The sequence below is a fragment of the Mycobacterium paraintracellulare genome (assembly GCF_000276825.1).
In the GTDB taxonomy this organism is placed as follows: domain Bacteria; phylum Actinomycetota; class Actinomycetes; order Mycobacteriales; family Mycobacteriaceae; genus Mycobacterium; species Mycobacterium intracellulare.
The window spans coordinates 2,186,650-2,202,348 of sequence record NC_016948.1 but is presented as its reverse complement, the minus strand read 5'-3'; the positions used below and the strand labels follow the sequence as shown (position 1 = coordinate 2,202,348).

At 69.2% G+C, this 15,699-nt stretch carries 12 protein-coding genes and 1 pseudogene; 10 read left to right on the top strand and 3 right to left on the bottom strand.

Features of this window, described 5'->3' with window-relative positions; genetic code table 11:
* Positions 1-152: 152 nt before the first annotated feature.
* The 7 genes from aceE to OCQ_RS10275 all read left to right on the top strand — a co-directional run bounded on the left by aceE (position 153) and on the right by OCQ_RS10275 (position 10,028).
* Positions 153-2,942, top strand: a complete 2,790-nt coding sequence (aceE, locus tag OCQ_RS10310) for a pyruvate dehydrogenase (acetyl-transferring), homodimeric type (protein WP_014384528.1) — start codon at positions 153-155, stop codon at positions 2,940-2,942.
* Positions 2,943-3,134: 192 nt separating this feature from the next.
* Positions 3,135-4,457 (top strand): PucR family transcriptional regulator, encoded by a 1,323-nt coding sequence (locus OCQ_RS10305; RefSeq protein ID WP_008255910.1) that lies wholly within the window; start codon positions 3,135-3,137, stop codon positions 4,455-4,457.
* 143 nt (positions 4,458-4,600) lie between these two features.
* The gene (locus OCQ_RS10300) at positions 4,601-5,509 is read left to right on the top strand and encodes an ACP S-malonyltransferase (RefSeq protein ID WP_008255909.1); all 909 of its coding nucleotides are present in this window, start codon (positions 4,601-4,603) and stop codon (positions 5,507-5,509) included.
* Between the two features lie 75 nt (positions 5,510-5,584).
* Positions 5,585-5,932, top strand: a complete 348-nt coding sequence (gene acpM / locus OCQ_RS10295) for a meromycolate extension acyl carrier protein AcpM (RefSeq protein WP_008255908.1) — start codon at positions 5,585-5,587, stop codon at positions 5,930-5,932.
* Complete coding sequence (gene kasA / locus OCQ_RS10290; RefSeq protein WP_008255907.1) at positions 5,929-7,179, top strand: 3-oxoacyl-ACP synthase KasA; 1,251 nt, start codon at positions 5,929-5,931, stop codon at positions 7,177-7,179. The genes acpM and kasA overlap by 4 nt, the downstream gene beginning before the upstream one ends.
* 135 nt (positions 7,180-7,314) lie before the next feature.
* Entirely contained in the window at positions 7,315-8,574 is a 1,260-nt protein-coding gene (gene kasB / locus OCQ_RS10280) for a 3-oxoacyl-ACP synthase KasB (protein ID WP_008255906.1), read from the top strand.
* A 32-nt stretch (positions 8,575-8,606) separates the two neighbouring features.
* Complete coding sequence (locus OCQ_RS10275) at positions 8,607-10,028, top strand: acyl-CoA carboxylase subunit beta (RefSeq protein ID WP_008255905.1); 1,422 nt, start codon at positions 8,607-8,609, stop codon at positions 10,026-10,028.
* A 74-nt stretch (positions 10,029-10,102) separates the two neighbouring features.
* Here OCQ_RS10275 and OCQ_RS25640 read toward each other — a convergent pair.
* Positions 10,103-10,510, bottom strand: a pseudogene (locus OCQ_RS25640) (FAD-dependent monooxygenase); the annotation flags it as partial.
* 100 nt (positions 10,511-10,610) lie between these two features.
* Here OCQ_RS25640 and OCQ_RS10270 point away from each other — a divergent pair.
* Positions 10,611-11,042, top strand: coding sequence for a nucleoside deaminase (locus OCQ_RS10270; protein WP_008255903.1), 432 nt, complete (start codon positions 10,611-10,613; stop codon positions 11,040-11,042).
* On the opposite strand, the gene OCQ_RS10265 is transcribed toward OCQ_RS10270, so the two are convergent.
* Both OCQ_RS10265 and OCQ_RS10260 read right to left on the bottom strand, forming a co-directional pair.
* Positions 11,039-12,580 carry a glycerol-3-phosphate dehydrogenase/oxidase gene (locus tag OCQ_RS10265; protein ID WP_014384524.1) on the bottom strand — a complete coding sequence of 514 codons (1,542 nt, stop codon included), beginning with the start codon at positions 12,578-12,580 and terminating at the stop codon, positions 11,039-11,041. The two genes, OCQ_RS10270 and OCQ_RS10265, sit on opposite strands and share 4 nt — an antisense overlap.
* On the bottom strand, positions 12,577-13,143 hold the full coding sequence (locus OCQ_RS10260; RefSeq protein ID WP_009957851.1) for a TetR/AcrR family transcriptional regulator: 567 nt from the start codon (positions 13,141-13,143) through the stop codon (positions 12,577-12,579). The genes OCQ_RS10265 and OCQ_RS10260 overlap by 4 nt, the downstream gene beginning before the upstream one ends.
* A gap of 47 nt (positions 13,144-13,190) precedes the next feature.
* Between OCQ_RS10260 and OCQ_RS10255 the strand changes: the two genes are divergently transcribed.
* Positions 13,191-14,771, top strand: coding sequence for an FAD-binding oxidoreductase (locus tag OCQ_RS10255; RefSeq protein ID WP_085978370.1), 1,581 nt, complete (start codon positions 13,191-13,193; stop codon positions 14,769-14,771).
* Entirely contained in the window at positions 14,768-15,688 is a 921-nt protein-coding gene (locus OCQ_RS10250) for a diacylglycerol kinase (protein WP_014379915.1), read from the top strand. The genes OCQ_RS10255 and OCQ_RS10250 overlap by 4 nt, the downstream gene beginning before the upstream one ends.
* Positions 15,689-15,699 lie beyond the last annotated feature (11 nt).

Sequence of the window (15,699 nt, the reverse complement as noted above, 5' to 3'; positions counted from 1 at the left end):
CGCCCCATACACGCCGAGTTGACGCGCACCGGGCGAGCCTTTGCCGGCTACCAGATGGCGGCTGCCCGCCCGAAACACCCGTGCGGCACGATGGTGGAGAGGGCGCGACCCGCCCTCACGTCACACATCCCGCCAATTACAGGAGTAGTGGGTTGACAACCGAATTCGTGCGCCACGATCTGGCCACAAGTCCCAACAGCGCAACCGAACCCGACCGCGTCCGGGTGATCCGCGACGGGGTGGCTTCCTACCTCCCCGACATCGATCCCGAAGAGACCTCGGAGTGGTTGGAGTCCTTCGATGAACTGCTGGAGCGCTCCGGCCCGTCGCGGGCGCGCTACCTGATGTTGCGGCTGCTGGAGCGGGCGGGTGAGCAGCGCGTCGCCATTCCGTCGCTGACGTCCACCGACTACGTCAACACCATTCCCACCGAATTGGAGCCGTGGTTTCCCGGCGACGAGGACGTCGAACGGCGCTACCGGGCGTGGATCCGCTGGAACGCCGCGATCATGGTGCATCGCGCCCAGCGCCCGGGAGTCGGTGTGGGCGGCCACATTTCGACCTACGCGTCGTCCGCGGCGCTCTACGAGGTCGGCTTCAACCACTTCTTCCGGGGCAAGTCGCATCCCGGCGGCGGGGACCAGGTGTTCATCCAGGGCCACGCCTCCCCCGGCATCTACGCGCGGGCGTTCCTGGAGGGCCGGCTGACGACCGACCAACTCGACGGCTTCCGCCAGGAGCACAGCCACCCCGGCGGCGGCCTGCCGTCCTACCCCCACCCGCGGCTGATGCCCGACTTCTGGGAATTCCCCACGGTGTCGATGGGTCTGGGTCCGATGAACGCGATCTATCAGGCCCGGTTCAACCATTACCTGCACGACCGCGGCATCAAGGACACCTCCGACCAGCACGTGTGGTGCTTCCTGGGCGACGGCGAGATGGACGAGCCGGAAAGCCGCGGCCTGCTGCACGTCGGCGCGCTCGAGGGCCTGGACAACCTGACGTTCGTGATCAACTGCAACCTGCAGCGCCTCGACGGCCCGGTGCGCGGCAACGGCAAGATCATTCAGGAACTCGAGTCGTTCTTCCGCGGCGCCGGCTGGAACGTCATCAAGGTGGTCTGGGGCCGCGAGTGGGACGCCCTGCTGCACGCCGACCGCGACGGCGCGCTGGTGAACCTGATGAACACCACGCCCGACGGGGACTACCAGACCTACAAGGCCAACGACGGCGCCTACGTGCGCGACCACTTCTTCGGGCGCGACCCGCGCACCAAGGCACTCGTCGCGAACATGAGCGATTCCGAGATCTGGAATCTCAAGCGCGGCGGCCACGACTACCGCAAGGTCTACGCCGCCTACCGGGCCGCCGTCGACCACAAGGGGCAGCCCACGGTGATCCTGGCGAAGACCATCAAGGGCTACTCGCTGGGCGCGCACTTCCAGGGCCGCAACGCCACGCATCAGATGAAAAAGCTTGCGCTGCAAGACCTCAAGGACTTCCGCGACGCCATGCGGATACCGATCAACGACGCTCAGCTGGAAAAGGATCCATACCTGCCGCCCTACTTCCACCCCGGCTCCGACGCCCCGGAGATCCGTTACATGATCGACCGCCGGCGCACCCTCGGGGGCTACCTTCCCGAGCGTCGGACGAAGGCCAAGGCGTTGCGGCTGCCCAGCCGCGACATCTATGCCGCGCTGAAGAAGGGCTCGGGCACCCAGGAGGTCGCCACCACCATGGCGACGGTGCGCACCTTCAAGGAAGTGTTGCGGGACAAGGAGGTTGGCCCGCGCATCGTGCCGATCATTCCCGACGAGGCGCGCACGTTCGGCATGGACTCGTGGTTCCCGTCGCTGAAGATCTACAACCGCAACGGCCAGCTGTACACCGCCGTGGACGCCGATCTGATGTTGGCCTACAAGGAAAGCGAAGTCGGCCACATCCTGCACGAGGGCATCAACGAGGCCGGGTCGGTGGGGTCGTTCATCGCGGCCGGCACCTCGTATGCGACGCACAACGAGCCGATGATCCCGATCTACATCTTCTATTCGATGTTCGGGTTCCAGCGCACCGGCGACGGCCTGTGGGCGGCCGCCGACCAGATGACGCGCGGCTTCTTGCTGGGGGCCACCGCGGGACGCACCACGCTCACCGGCGAGGGCCTGCAGCACGCCGACGGGCATTCGCTGCTGCTGGCGAGCACCAACCCGGCGGTGGTCGCCTACGACCCGGCGTTCGCCTACGAGATCGCCTACATCGTGGAAAGCGGGCTGGCCCGGATGTTCGGGCAGGACCCCGAGAACGTGTTCTTCTACATCACCGTCTACAACGAGCCGTACGTGCAGCCGCCCGAGCCGGACAACTTCGATCCCGAGGGCGTGTTGCGGGGCCTGTACCGCTACCATGTCGCCACCGAGCAGCGCGCCAACAAGGCACAGATCCTGGCGTCGGGGGTGGCGATGCCGGCGGCGCTGGACGCCGCGAAGATGCTGGCCGCCGAATGGGACGTCGCCGCCGACGTGTGGTCGGTGACCAGCTGGGGTGAATTGAACCGCGACGGCGTCGCGGTGGACAGGGAGAGGCTGCGCCACCCGGACCGGCAGGCGGGCGTCCCGTACGTCACCCAGGCGCTGTCGGACGCCGTCGGCCCGGTGGTCGCCGTCTCGGACTGGATGCGCGCCGTTCCCGAGCAGATCCGGCCGTGGGTGCCCGGCACCTACGTCACCCTGGGCACCGACGGGTTCGGCTTCTCCGACACCCGGCCCGCGGCGCGGCGGTACTTCAACACCGACGCCGAGTCGCAGGTGGTGGCCGTGCTCGAGGCGCTGGCCCGCGACGGCGAGATCGACCCCTCGGTGCCGGTGGCCGCCGCCCGCCAGTACCGGATCGACGACGTGCAGGCCGCGCCGGAGCAGACGTCGGACCCCGGCGTGGCCTAAGGGCTGGCATAAGGCTGGCATAAGGGCTGGCGCGTGACTCCCCGGGCGCTCCAGCCATCCACCGGCCGCCACTCGCCGAGCGTGCGGCCAGCCGCACATTGAGTGCCGAACGTGCGGCCAGCCGCACGTTCGAGCACGGCGCCACGCGCCTCTTTGGCGGAAACTTCCAGAAAAGTCGCGTACGTTTTAGGGGTGAGTGACAATCCCTTCGCCGGCCCGTTCGCCAAGCACCCCCGGTCGCCGCTGGAAACGCTGGATTCGGTGCCCGACTCCGTGCTGCGCCGGCTCAAGCAGTACTCCGGGCGGCTGGCCACCGAGGCGGTCAACGCCATGCAGGACCGGTTGCCGTTCTTCGCCGAGCTGGAGGCGTCCCAGCGGGCCAGCGTCGCGCTGGTGGTGCAGACGGCGGTCGTGAACTTCGTCGAATGGATGCAAGACCCACACAGCAACGTCAGCTACACCGCGCAGGCCTTCGAGCTGGTGCCCCAGGAGCTGCAGCGCCGGATCGCGTTGCGCCACAGCGTCGACATGGTCCGCGTCACCATGGACATCTTCGAGGAGGTCGTCCCGCTGCTGGCCCGCTCCGAGGAGCAGCTGACCGCGCTGACCGTGGGCATCCTGAAGTACACCCGCGACCTGGCGTTCACCGCGGCGGGGGCGTACGCCGACGCGGCCGAGGCGCGCGGCACCTGGGACAGCCGGATGGAGGCCAGCGTGGTCGACGCGGTGGTCCGCGGCGACACCGGCCCGGAACTGCTGTCCCGCGCGGCCGCCCTGAACTGGGACACCACCGAGCCCGCGACGGTGGTGGTCGGAACCCCGGCGCCCGGGCGCGACGGGTCGACCGGCCCCGGCGACAGTGAGCGCGCGAGCCAGCACGTCCGCGACATCGCCGCGCAACACGGCCGCGCGGCCCTCACCGACGTGCACGGCACCTGGCTGGTCGCCATCGTGTCCGGGCAATTGTCGCCGACCGACAAGTTCCTCGGGGAGCTGCTGGCCGCGTTCGCCGACGGCCCCGTGGTCGTCGGGCCGACGGCGCCCATGCTGACCGCGGCCTACCACAGCGCCAGCGAGGCGATATCCGGGATGAACGCCGTCGGTGGCTGGCGCGGGGCGCCGCGTCCCGTGCTGGCGCGCGAGCTCCTGCCGGAACGGGCCCTGATGGGCGACGCGTCGGCGATCGTGGCGCTGCACACCGACGTGATGGGGCCGCTGGCCGACGCCGGCCCGACGCTCATCGAAACTCTTGACGCTTACTTAGATTGTGGCGGCGCGATTGAAGCCTGTGCCAGAAAGTTGTTCGTTCATCCAAACACGGTGCGCTACCGACTCAAGCGGATCACCGACTTCACCGGGCGCGATCCCATGCAGCCGCGTGACGCATATGTCCTGCGAGTGGCGGCGACGGTGGGCCAGCTCAACTATCCGACGCATCCCGCCAGCGCCGCCAACAACGCCATGCCCGTCGTTCCGCTGCCGGTCAAAGGGGCTGCGGTGGGCCAGATCGGGTGATAGTGACCCAGGCGACAGGTCGCGGGACGATATCAAACCCGTAGCTTACGGAGCCGTTTTGTAGGGTGTACACAAAAACCTAAGACGAGGTTCATAATCTGTTACACCCGCCAAAACCGTTTCCACAGTGTTCTCTTAAACACGTGATTGCATTGCTTGCGCCCGGACAGGGTTCGCAGACCGAGGGGATGCTCTCGCCGTGGCTGGAGCTCGCCGGCGCCGCCGACCAGTTGGCGCTGTGGTCCAAGGCCAGCGGCCTCGACCTCGTGCGCCTGGGCACCACCGCATCGACCGACGAGATCACCGACACCGCGGTCACCCAGCCACTGGTCGTCGCGGCCACGCTGCTCGCACACCAGGAACTGACCAAGCGCGGCCTGCTCGCCGGTGAAGACCTGGTCGTGGCCGGTCACTCCGTCGGTGAGATCGCCGCCTACGCGATCGCCGGCGTGATGGCCGCGGACGACGCCGTCGCCCTGGCCGCCACCCGGGGCGCCGAGATGGCCAAGGCGTGTGCCGTCGAGCCCACCGGCATGTCCGCGGTGCTCGGCGGTGACGAGGCCGAGGTCCTCGCCCGCCTCGAGCAGCTCGACCTGTTCCCCGCCAACCGCAACGCCGCCGGGCAGATCGTCGCCGCCGGCTCGCTGGACGCGTTGGAGAAGCTCGCCGAAGACCCGCCGGCCAAGGCCCGCGTGCGCGCGCTGGGGGTGGCCGGTGCGTTCCACACCAAGTACATGGCGTCGGCGCTCGACGGTTATGCCGCCGCGGCCGCCGCCGTCCAGACGTCCGAGCCCACCGCGACGCTGCTGTCGAACCGCGACGGCAAGCCCGTCGCCTCGGCCGCCGCGGCGATGGAGGCGTTGGTCGCCCAGCTGACCCGGCCGGTGCGCTGGGACCTGTGCACCGCGACGCTGCGCGAGCTGGAAGTCGGTGCGGCCGTGGAGTTCCCGCCCGCGGGCACGCTCACCGGTATCGCCAAACGAGAACTTCGGGGAGTTACGGCTCGCGCCGTCAAGTCGCCCGCAGACCTGGACGCTTTGGCCGAGCTCTAAGTCGGCCGCATCCAGTACAACCACATAGCACGTCAGTTCGACTATCTCACAACACATTACGAAGGGAAGCACGCTGTGGCTGTCAGCCAGGAAGAAATCATCGCCGGTATCGCCGAGATCATCGAAGAGGTCACCGGTATCGAGCCCTCCGAGGTCACCCCGGAGAAGTCCTTCGTCGACGACCTGGACATCGACTCGCTGTCGATGGTCGAGATCGCCGTGCAGACCGAGGACAAGTACGGCGTCAAGATCCCGGACGAGGACCTCGCCGGTCTGCGTACCGTCGGTGACGTCGTCTCCTACATCCAGAAGCTCGAGGAAGAGAACCCCGAGGCTGCCGAGGCGCTGCGCGCCAAGCTGGAGACCGAGAACCCCGACGCGGTCGCCAACGTCAAGGCAAGGCTGGAAGCGGACACCAAGTGAGTAAGCCTTCCACTGCTAACGGCGGTTACCCCAGCGTTGTGGTAACCGCCGTCACGGCGACGACGTCGATCGCGCCGGACGTCGAGAGCACGTGGAAGGGTTTGTTGGCCGGCGAAAGCGGCATCCACGTCCTCGAAGACGACTACATCACCAAGTGGGACCTTCCCGTCCGGATCGGTGGACACCTCAAGGAGCCCATCGACGAGCAGATGAGCAGGCTCGACATGCGACGTATGTCGTACGTCCAACGGCTGGCCAAGCTGCTCAGCACCCAGCTGTGGGAGAGCGCCGGCAACCCGGAGCTCGATCCCGACCGGTTCTCGGTCGTGGTCGGCACCGGCCTCGGTGGCGCCGAAAGGATCGTGGAGAGCTACGACCTGATGAACGAGGGCGGCCCCCGCAAGGTGTCGCCGCTGGCCGTCCAGATGATCATGCCCAACGGCGCCGCCGCCGTCGTGGGCCTGCAGCTCGGCGCCCGCGCCGGGGTGATCACCCCGGTGTCGGCGTGTTCGTCGGGCTCCGAAGCGATCGCCCACGCCTGGCGTCAGATCGTCATGGGTGACGCGGACGTCGCGGTGTGCGGTGGCGTCGAGGGCCCCATCGAGGCGCTGCCGATCGCGGCGTTTTCGATGATGCGGGCCATGTCGACTCGCAACGATGAGCCCGAGCGCGCATCGCGGCCGTTCGACAAGGACCGCGACGGCTTCGTGTTCGGCGAGGCCGGTGCGCTGATGCTCATCGAGACCGAGGAGCACGCCAAGGCCCGCGGCGCCAAGCCGCTGGCCCGGTTGATGGGTGCCGGCATCACCTCGGACGCGTTCCACATGGTGGCCCCGGCGGCCGACGGTGTGCGTGCGGGTCGGGCGATGACGCGGTCGCTCGAGCTGGCGGGGTTGTCCCCCAAGGACGTTGACCACGTCAACGCGCACGGGACCGCCACGCCGATCGGTGACACCGCGGAGGCCAACGCCATCCGAGTCGCCGGTTGCCAGCAGGCGGCGGTCTACGCGCCGAAGTCGGCGCTGGGCCACTCGATCGGTGCGGTCGGGGCGCTGGAGTCGGTGCTCACGGTGCTGAGCCTGCGCGACGGCGTCATTCCACCCACCCTCAATTACGAAACCCCCGACCCCGAGATCGACCTGGATGTTGTTGCGGGCGAACCTCGCTACGGCGATTTCCGTTACGCGATCAACAACTCGTTCGGCTTCGGTGGCCACAACGTGGCACTCGCCTTCGGGCGTTACTAGAGCTGGCGTCCGGCGACGACGCGGGCCGCGAACGGCCCGAGGAGGAGCCGGACACCACGGAAGGTGGCGATCCGCGTCCCGGCCCCGCCGGGTTCGCGGTCACCACTTAGCAGGAAAGGAACGTTCGCAAGACCCATGACAGAGCTGGTTACCGGGAAGACCCTCCCGAACGTGGTCGTCACTGGCGTTGCCATGACGACCGCACTGGCGACTGACGCCGAGACCACCTGGAAGCTGTTGCTCGACAGCCAAAGTGGTATCCGCAAACTCGAGGACCCGTTCGTCGAGGAGTTTGACCTGCCGGTGCGCATCGGCGGTCATCTGTTAGAGGAATTCGACAGCCAGCTGACCCGCGTCGAGCTGCGCCGGTCGGGCTACCTGCAACGGATGTCGACGATCTTGGGCCGGCGGGTCTGGGAGAACGCCGGCTCGCCCGAGGTCGACAGCGACCGCTTGCTGGTGTCGATCGGTACCGGTTTGGGCTCGTCGGAAGAGATGGTCTTCAGCTACGACGACATGCGCGCTCGTGGCATGAAGGCGGTCTCTCCCCTCGGTGTGCAGAAGTACATGCCCAACGGCGCGTCGGCGGCGGTGGGTCTGGAACGGCACGCCAAGGCCGGGGTCCTCACGCCCATATCGGCGTGCGCGTCGGGTTCCGAGGGCATCGCCCAGGCGTGGCGCAACATCGTCTTCGGCGAAGCCGACATCGCGATCTGCGGTGGGGTCGAAACGAAGATCGAAGCGGTGCCGATTGCGGCGTTCGCCCAGATGCGGATCGTGATGTCGACCAAGAACGACGACCCCGTCGGCGCGTGCCGCCCGTTCGACCGCGACCGGACCGGCTTCGTGTTCGGCGAGGCCGGCGCCCTGATGGTGATCGAGACCGAGGAGCACGCCAAGGCCCGCGGGGCCAACATCTTGGCCCGCATCATGGGCGCCAGCATCACCTCCGACGGCTACCACATGGTGGCCCCCGACCCCAACGGCGAACGCGCCGGGCACGCCATGACCCGCGCCATCCAGCTCGCCGGGCTCTCCCCCAGCGACATCCACCACGTCAACGCCCACGCCACCGGCACCTCGGTCGGCGACGTCGCCGAGGGCAGGGCCATCAACAACGCCCTGGGCCCCCACGGCGGCAACGCCGCCGTCTACGCCCCCAAGGCCGCCCTGGGCCACTCCGTGGGCGCCGTCGGCGCCGTCGAATCGATCCTGACCGTGCTCGCGCTGCGCGACCAGGTCGTCCCCCCGACACTGAACCTGGAAAACCTCGACCCCGAGATCGACCTGGACGTGGTGGCCGGCAAACCCCGCCCCGGCAACTACGAGTACGCGATCAACAACTCGTTCGGCTTCGGCGGACACAACGTGGCCATCGCCTTCGGGCGGTACTAAACCGAGCAACACCGGAATATCAGGAGACTGCGATGACTATCACGGCCCCCGAGGCGGTCGGCGAGTCGCTCGACCCCCGCGACCCGCTGTTGCGCTTGAGCAATTTCTTCGACGACGACAGCGTCGAACTCCTGCACGAGCGTGACCGCTCCGGCGTGCTTGCGGCCGCCGGGACCGTGAACGGTGTGCGCACCATCGCGTTCTGCACCGACGGCACCGTGATGGGCGGCGCCATGGGCATCGAGGGCTGCACGCACATCGTCGACGCCTACGACACCGCCATCGAGGAGCAGAGCCCGATCGTGGGCATCTGGCACTCCGGTGGCGCCCGGCTGGCCGAAGGTGTGAAGGCGCTGCACGCGGTGGGCCTGGTGTTCGAGGCGATGATCCGCGCCTCGGGCTATGTCCCGCAGATCTCGGTGGTCGTCGGCTTCGCGGCCGGCGGCGCCGCCTACGGGCCGGCGCTGACCGACGTCGTCGTGATGGCGCCGGAGAGCCGGGTGTTCGTCACGGGCCCGGACGTGGTGCGCAGCGTCACCGGCGAGGACGTCGACATGGCCTCGCTCGGTGGCCCCGAGACCCACCACAAGAAGTCCGGGGTGTGCCACATCGTCGCCGACGACGAGCTCGACGCCTACGAGCGCGGCCGCCGGCTGGTCGGATTGTTCTGCCAGCAGGGCCATTTCGACCGCACCAAGGCCGAGGCCGGCGACACCGACATCCACGCGCTGCTGCCCGAGTCGGCGCGGCGGGCCTACGACGTGCGCCCGATCGTGACCGCGATCCTCGACGACGAGACGCCGTTCGACGAGTTCCAGGCCAACTGGGCGCCGTCGATGGTGATCGGGCTGGGCCGGCTGTCGGGCCGCACGGTCGGCGTGCTGGCCAACAACCCACTGCGCCTCGGCGGCTGCCTGAACTCCGAAAGCGCCGAGAAGGCAGCGCGTTTCGTGCGTCTGTGCGACGCGTTCGGCATTCCGCTGGTGGTGGTCGTCGACGTGCCGGGTTATCTGCCCGGTGTCGACCAGGAGTGGGGCGGCGTGGTGCGCCGCGGCGCCAAGCTGCTGCACGCGTTCGGCGAGTGCACGGTTCCGCGCGTCACGCTGGTCACCCGAAAGACCTACGGCGGGGCCTACATTGCGATGAACTCCCGCTCGCTCAACGCGACCAAGGTGTACGCCTGGCCGGACGCCGAGGTCGCGGTGATGGGCGCCAAGGCCGCCGTGGGCATTCTGCACAAGAAGAAGCTGGCCGCCGCGCCCGAGCACGAGCGCGAGGCGCTGCACGACGAGCTGGCCGCCGAGCACGAGCGGATCGCGGGCGGCGTGGACAGCGCCATCGAGATCGGCGTGGTCGACGAGAAGATCGACCCGTCGCACACCCGCAGCAAGCTCACCGAGGCGCTGGCGCAGGCGCCCGCGCGCCGCGGCCGCCACAAGAACATCCCGCTGTAAGTCACCTACTTACCGCGGACGTAACGCCACGGCGAAAAATCGCGACAGAAGTCGCCGCCACGTTACGTCCGCGGCTCCGTTCCGTAGCGTGCCCCGCTTCCTCGCCGGCGGGTGTCGGCCAGCAGCATCGGCTCCAGCTTGCTCTGCGGACAATACTGCGCGGGGGGTTCCGGGCTGAGTCCCACGAAGGGCGCGAAGATGGCGTCGACGTCGATGGCGGGCGCTTGGTCCACGCTGTTCAGCGTCGGCTTGACCACCATGCCGGAAACCCCATCGGCGACCGCGTGCACCTGATCGCTCAACCCCAGACCGCGCAGAATCTCCAGGCTGCGAAAGCTCAGGTTGCGGGCTTTCGGATAGATGAAGACTTCGCGACGCTTCTCGATCAGCATCGACCGGACCCCATACTTGGCCAGCAGCGCGGAGGTGGCGAGCCCGGCCGCGCCGGCACCGACGATGAGCACGGGAACCCGCGACGCCATCTCGGCCCCTTCCGATGCGACGGATCCCAAGTATCGAGATCGCCTATCCCTGCGCTGCAGCGTAGTGGAGGATGAACGCGTGAGCCTCTCAGCACCGGCAATGCTGGACGTCGCGTTCGAGGAAGCGCGGTCCGGGCTGGCCGAGGGCGGCATCCCCATCGGCGCCGCCCTGTTCACCGCCGACGGCGTCCTGCTCGGGCGCGGCCGCAATCGCCGTGTGCAACAAGGTGATCCGTCGTTGCACGCCGAGGTCGACGCGTTTCGCGCCGCGGGCAGACAGCGCGACTACCGCTCCACGGTGATGGTGACGACGCTGTCGCCGTGCTGGTATTGCAGCGGCCTGGTGCGCCAGTTCAACATCGGCGCGCTGGTGGTGGGCGAATCCCGCACGTTCACCGGCGGGCACGAATGGCTGGCGCAGCACGGCGTGACGGTCACCGTGGTCGATGACCCGCGCTGCACACAAATGATGTCCGCCTTCATCGCCGAGCACCCCGAGCTGTGGCACGAGGACATCGGGCGGGCGCCCTAACCGAACCGCGCCAGAAACTCCTCGGCCACCGCGACGGCCCGGTCCCGATCGCGCGACACCAGGCCGATCCTCGTCCGCCGGTCGAGGAGGTCGGAGACGTCCAGCGCGCCCTCGTGGGTGATCGCGTACTCGAATTCGGCTCGGGTGACGTCGATTCCCTCGACGGCCGGCTCGCTCGGCCGCTCGCAGGCGGCGCTGGCGACGACCTTGGCGGCCTCGGCGCCGTAGCGCGACACCAGCGACTCGGGTAGCCCGACATCCGGCGCCGCGATGATCCCCGGGTTGGCCGGCGCCCCGATCAGCGGCAGGTTGCGGGTCTGGCATTTCGCGGCGCGCAGTCGCCGCGCCCGGACGGCGCGATCCAGCACATCCTGTGCCATGTACCGGTATTCGGTCAGCTTGCCGCCGATCACGCTGATCACCCCGGACGCCGATTCGACGACGGCGTGCTCGCGCGAGACGTCGGCGGTGCGGCCCTCGCCGGTGTCGATCAGCGGCCGCAGCCCGGCGTAGGCACCGATCACGTCGGTGGCGGTGAGGACCGTCCCCAACGCGGTGTTCACCGTGTCGAGCAGGAACGTGATCTCGTCGACCGATGGCTCGGGCACATCCGGGATCGGGCCGGGCGCCGCCTCGTCGGTCAGGCCCAGGTATACCCGGCCCAGCTGCTCGGGCATGGCGAAGACGAAGCGGTTGAGCTCGCCCGGAATCGGAATCGTCAGCGCCGCAGTCGGATTGCCGAACGCGGCGGCATCGAACACCAGGTGCGTCCCGCGGCTGGGCCGCAACTTCAACGAGCCGTCGATCTCGCCCGCCCACACCCCGGCCGCGTTGACGACGGCGCGAGCCGAGACGTCGAAAGACTCGCCCGTGCGCGCATCGGTCAACCGCACCGAGGTGCCGGTGGCCTGCGACGCCGACACATGGGTGAGGATCCGGGCGCCGTGCTGCGCCGCGGTGCGCGCGACGGCGGTGACCAGTCGGGCGTCGTCGATCAATTGCCCGTCGTAGGCCAAGAGCCCGCCGTCGAGGCCGTCGCGGCGCACGGTGGGGGCCATTTCCACGACGCGGCGCGCCGAAATCCGGCGCGACCGAGGCAAAGTCGAGGCCGGCGTGCCCGCCAGCGCCCGCAAAAGGTCACCGGCCAGGAACCCACCCCGCACCAGCGCCCGCTTGCCCGGGCTCATCGACGGCAGCAGCGGCACCAGCTGCGGCATCGCCCGAACGAGGTGGGGCGCGTTGCGGGTCATCAAGATTCCGCGCTCGATGGCGCTGCGGCGGGCGATGCCCACGTTGCCGGTCGCCAGGTAGCGCAGGCCGCCGTGGACGAGCTTGGAACTCCAGCGGCTGGTGCCGAACGCCAGGTCGTGCTTTTCGACCAGCGCGACGCGCAGCCCGCGCGCCGCGGCGTCCAGCGCGATCCCTGCGCCGGTGATGCCGCCGCCGATCACCACGACGTCCAGCGGCTCGCCCTCGGCGAGCGCGGTCAGGTCGGCGGCGCGCCGCGCGGCGTTCAAGGCGGTGGGGTCAGGAATCACGACAGGTATCCGTTCAGCGAGTGGGCCAGCTCGGCGGCCAGCGCGTCGGCGTCGAGCATCGGTGCGACGATGCGCGCCGACTGGATGGTCGACTGCGCGATCAGCAACACCATGGTGGCCATCTGGACCGGGTCGCCGCTGCGGACGCTGCCGTGGCGCTGGGCGACTCGCAGGCGGGCGGCCAGGGCGTCGATCAACATGCGCTGGCTGGTCCCGAGGCGCTCGGTGATGTAGGTGGTCGCGAGCTCCGAGTGCAGGACCGACATCACCAGCGGGTCCTGGCGCAGCAGGTCGGCCACCGTAACGATCTGTCGCACAAGCGATTCCCGGTCGTCGCCGAGCAGCGGCGCGTCGCTCATCACCTCGGTGACGTGCCGGGTCAAGAGCGCCGCGACGACCGAGTGGGTGTCCGGCCAGCGCCGGTACACCGTCGGCCTGCTGACTCCCGCGCGTCGGGCAATCTCGGCGAGGGTCACCCGGTCCACGCCGAAGTCGACCACACAACTGGCGGCCGCCGCGAGGATCCGCTCCCCGACATCCAGCTCGTTACGGATTGACAACATATGTAATACTGTAACGCATGACGCATCCCGAGGGGCTCCTGCCGCCCATGAAATGGAACGCGTGGGGAGATCCCGCCGCGGCCAAGCCCCTCTCGGAAGGGATCCGGTCGTTGCTGCAGCAGGCTGTGGGGGTCGAGGGGTCCCCCGCGGCCGAACTGCAACCCGACCAGGTGGAGCTGCGGCCGTCGGCGTTGTCGCCGATCGACCGGGAGGCGCTGGCCGCCATCGTCGGCGCCGACTACTGCCGCACCGCGGACTCCGACCGGTTGCTGCACGCGGGCGGCAAGTCCACCGTCGACCTGCTCAACCGCAAACAACGCGGGCCGCAGGACGCGCCCGACGCCGTGTTGCTGCCCGCCGACGAGGACGCCGTCGCCGCGATCCTGCGCCACTGCAGCGAGCACCGCATCGCCGTCGTGCCCTTCGGCGGGGGCACCAGCGTGGTCGGCGGGCTGGACCCGCATCGCGCCCAGTTCGGCGCCGTCGTCTCGCTCGACCTCCGTCGCCTCGATCGGCTGATCTCGCTCGACGAGGTGTCCGGCCAGGCCGTCTTGGAGGCGGGCGTCACCGGGCCCGTCGCCGAAAAACTCCTTGGCGCACACGGCTTTTCGCTCGGCCATTTCCCGCAGAGCTTCGAGTACGCCACCATCGGCGGCTTCGCCGCGACCCGCTCGTCCGGGCAGGACTCGGCGGGCTACGGCCGGTTCAACGACATGGTGCGCGGACTGCGGGTGATCACCCCGGTGGGCACCCTGGACCTGGGCCGCGCACCGGAATCGGCCGCGGGCCCCGATCTGCGTCAGCTGCTGATCGGCTCGGAAGGAACCCTGGGCGTCATCACCCGGGTGCGGCTGCGGGTCCACCGCGCCCCGGCGGCCGTGCGCTACGAGGCCTGGTCGTTCCCCGATTTCGAGACCGGCGCCGCCGCCCTGCGGGCCGTCGCCCAAAATGCCACCGGCCCCACCGTCGTTCGGCTTTCCGACGAGGCCGAGACGGGCGTCAACCTGGCCACCACCGAGGCTATCGGCGAATCCCAGATCACCGGCGGATGCCTGGCCATCACCATGTTCGAGGGCACCGAGGAGCACGTCGAGAGCCGGCACGCCGAAACCAGCGCGCTGCTCGCGGCCCGCGGCGGAACCTCGCTGGGCGAGGGGCCCGCGCGGGCGTGGGAGCGCGGCCGGTTCGGCGCGCCCTACCTGCGCGACTCGCTGCTCGCGGCCGGTGCGCTGTGCGAGACGCTGGAGACCGCCACCGACTGGTCGAACGTCACCGCCCTGAAAACCGCTGTCACCCAGGCACTCACCGAATCCCTCGCCGAAACTGGCACCCCGGCGCTGGTGATGTGTCACATTTCGCACGTCTACGCATGCGGCGCCTCGTTGTACTTCACCGTCGTCGCGGGCCAGCGCGGCAACCCGATCGAACAATGGAAGACCGCGAAAAGGGCGGCGTCGGATGCGATCATGGCCACCGGCGGGACCATCACCCACCACCACGCGGTCGGCGCCGATCACCGGCCGTGGATGCGCGACGAGATCGGCGAGTTGGGAGTGCAGGTGTTGCGCGCGGTCAAGGCGACCCTGGATCCGGCCGGAATCCTCAATCCCGGCAAGCTGATTCCGTGACTCCGCTGCGCCGGCGCGAGGTCGGCAAGGTGATCGCGCTGACCAACCCGATCTCGGGGCACGGCACCGCCGTGCGCGCCGCGCAGGTCGCGATCGCCCGGCTGCACAAGCGGGGGGTGGAGGTCGTCGAGATCATCGGCGACGACGCCGACGACGCGCGGCACCTGGTCGGCGCGGCGCTGGACAAGGGCGCCGACGCGGTCATGGTGACCGGCGGCGACGGCGTCGTCTCCAACGCGCTGCAGGTGTTGGCGGGCACCGACATTCCCGTCGGCATCGTTCCCGCGGGAACCGGCAACGACCATGCCCGCGCATTCGGCATCCCCACCCAGGACCCCGAGGCGGCCGCGGACCTCGTCGTCGACGGCTGGACCGAAACCATTGACCTGGGCCGGATTACGGACAGCGAAGGGGTGAGCAAGTGGTTCGGCACCGTGGCGGCCACGGGCTTCGATTCGCTGGTCACCGATCGCGCCAACCGGATGCGCTGGCCGCACGGTCGGCTGCGCTACTACCTCGCGATGCTCGCCGAGCTGTCGCAGTTGCGGCTCTTACCCTTTCGCTTGGTGCTCGACGGCACCACGGAGATCGACGCCGACATCACGCTGGCCGCGTTCGGCAACACCCGCAGCTACGGCGGCGGCATGCGGATCTGTCCCGCCGCCGATTACACCGACGGCCTGCTCGACATCACCATGGTGCACTCGGCATCCCGCACCAAGCTGGTCCGCCTGTTCCCCACCGTGATGAAGGGCACGCACGTCGACCTCGACGAGGTGAGCACCGCGCGCGCCCGATCGATCCACGTCGAGTGCCCCGGCATCAACGTCTACGCCGACGGCGACTTCGCGTGCGCGTTGCCGGCCGAGATCTCCGTGGTGCCAGGCGCTCTGCAGATTTTGCGCCCGGCCCGGTAGCCATGCGCACC

Excerpts from the sequence above, each read along its gene's own strand:
- kasB (WP_008255906.1), top strand. The coding sequence starts at position 7,315 with ATGACAGAGCTGGTTACCGGGAAGACCCTCCCGAACGTGGTCGTCACT.
- OCQ_RS10275 (WP_008255905.1), top strand. The coding sequence starts at position 8,607 with ATGACTATCACGGCCCCCGAGGCGGTCGGCGAGTCGCTCGACCCCCGC.
- OCQ_RS10270 (WP_008255903.1), top strand. The coding sequence starts at position 10,611 with ATGCTGGACGTCGCGTTCGAGGAAGCGCGGTCCGGGCTGGCCGAGGGC.
- OCQ_RS10260 (WP_009957851.1), bottom strand. The coding sequence starts at position 13,143 with ATGTTGTCAATCCGTAACGAGCTGGATGTCGGGGAGCGGATCCTCGCG.
- OCQ_RS10255 (WP_085978370.1), top strand. The coding sequence starts at position 13,191 with ATGAAATGGAACGCGTGGGGAGATCCCGCCGCGGCCAAGCCCCTCTCG.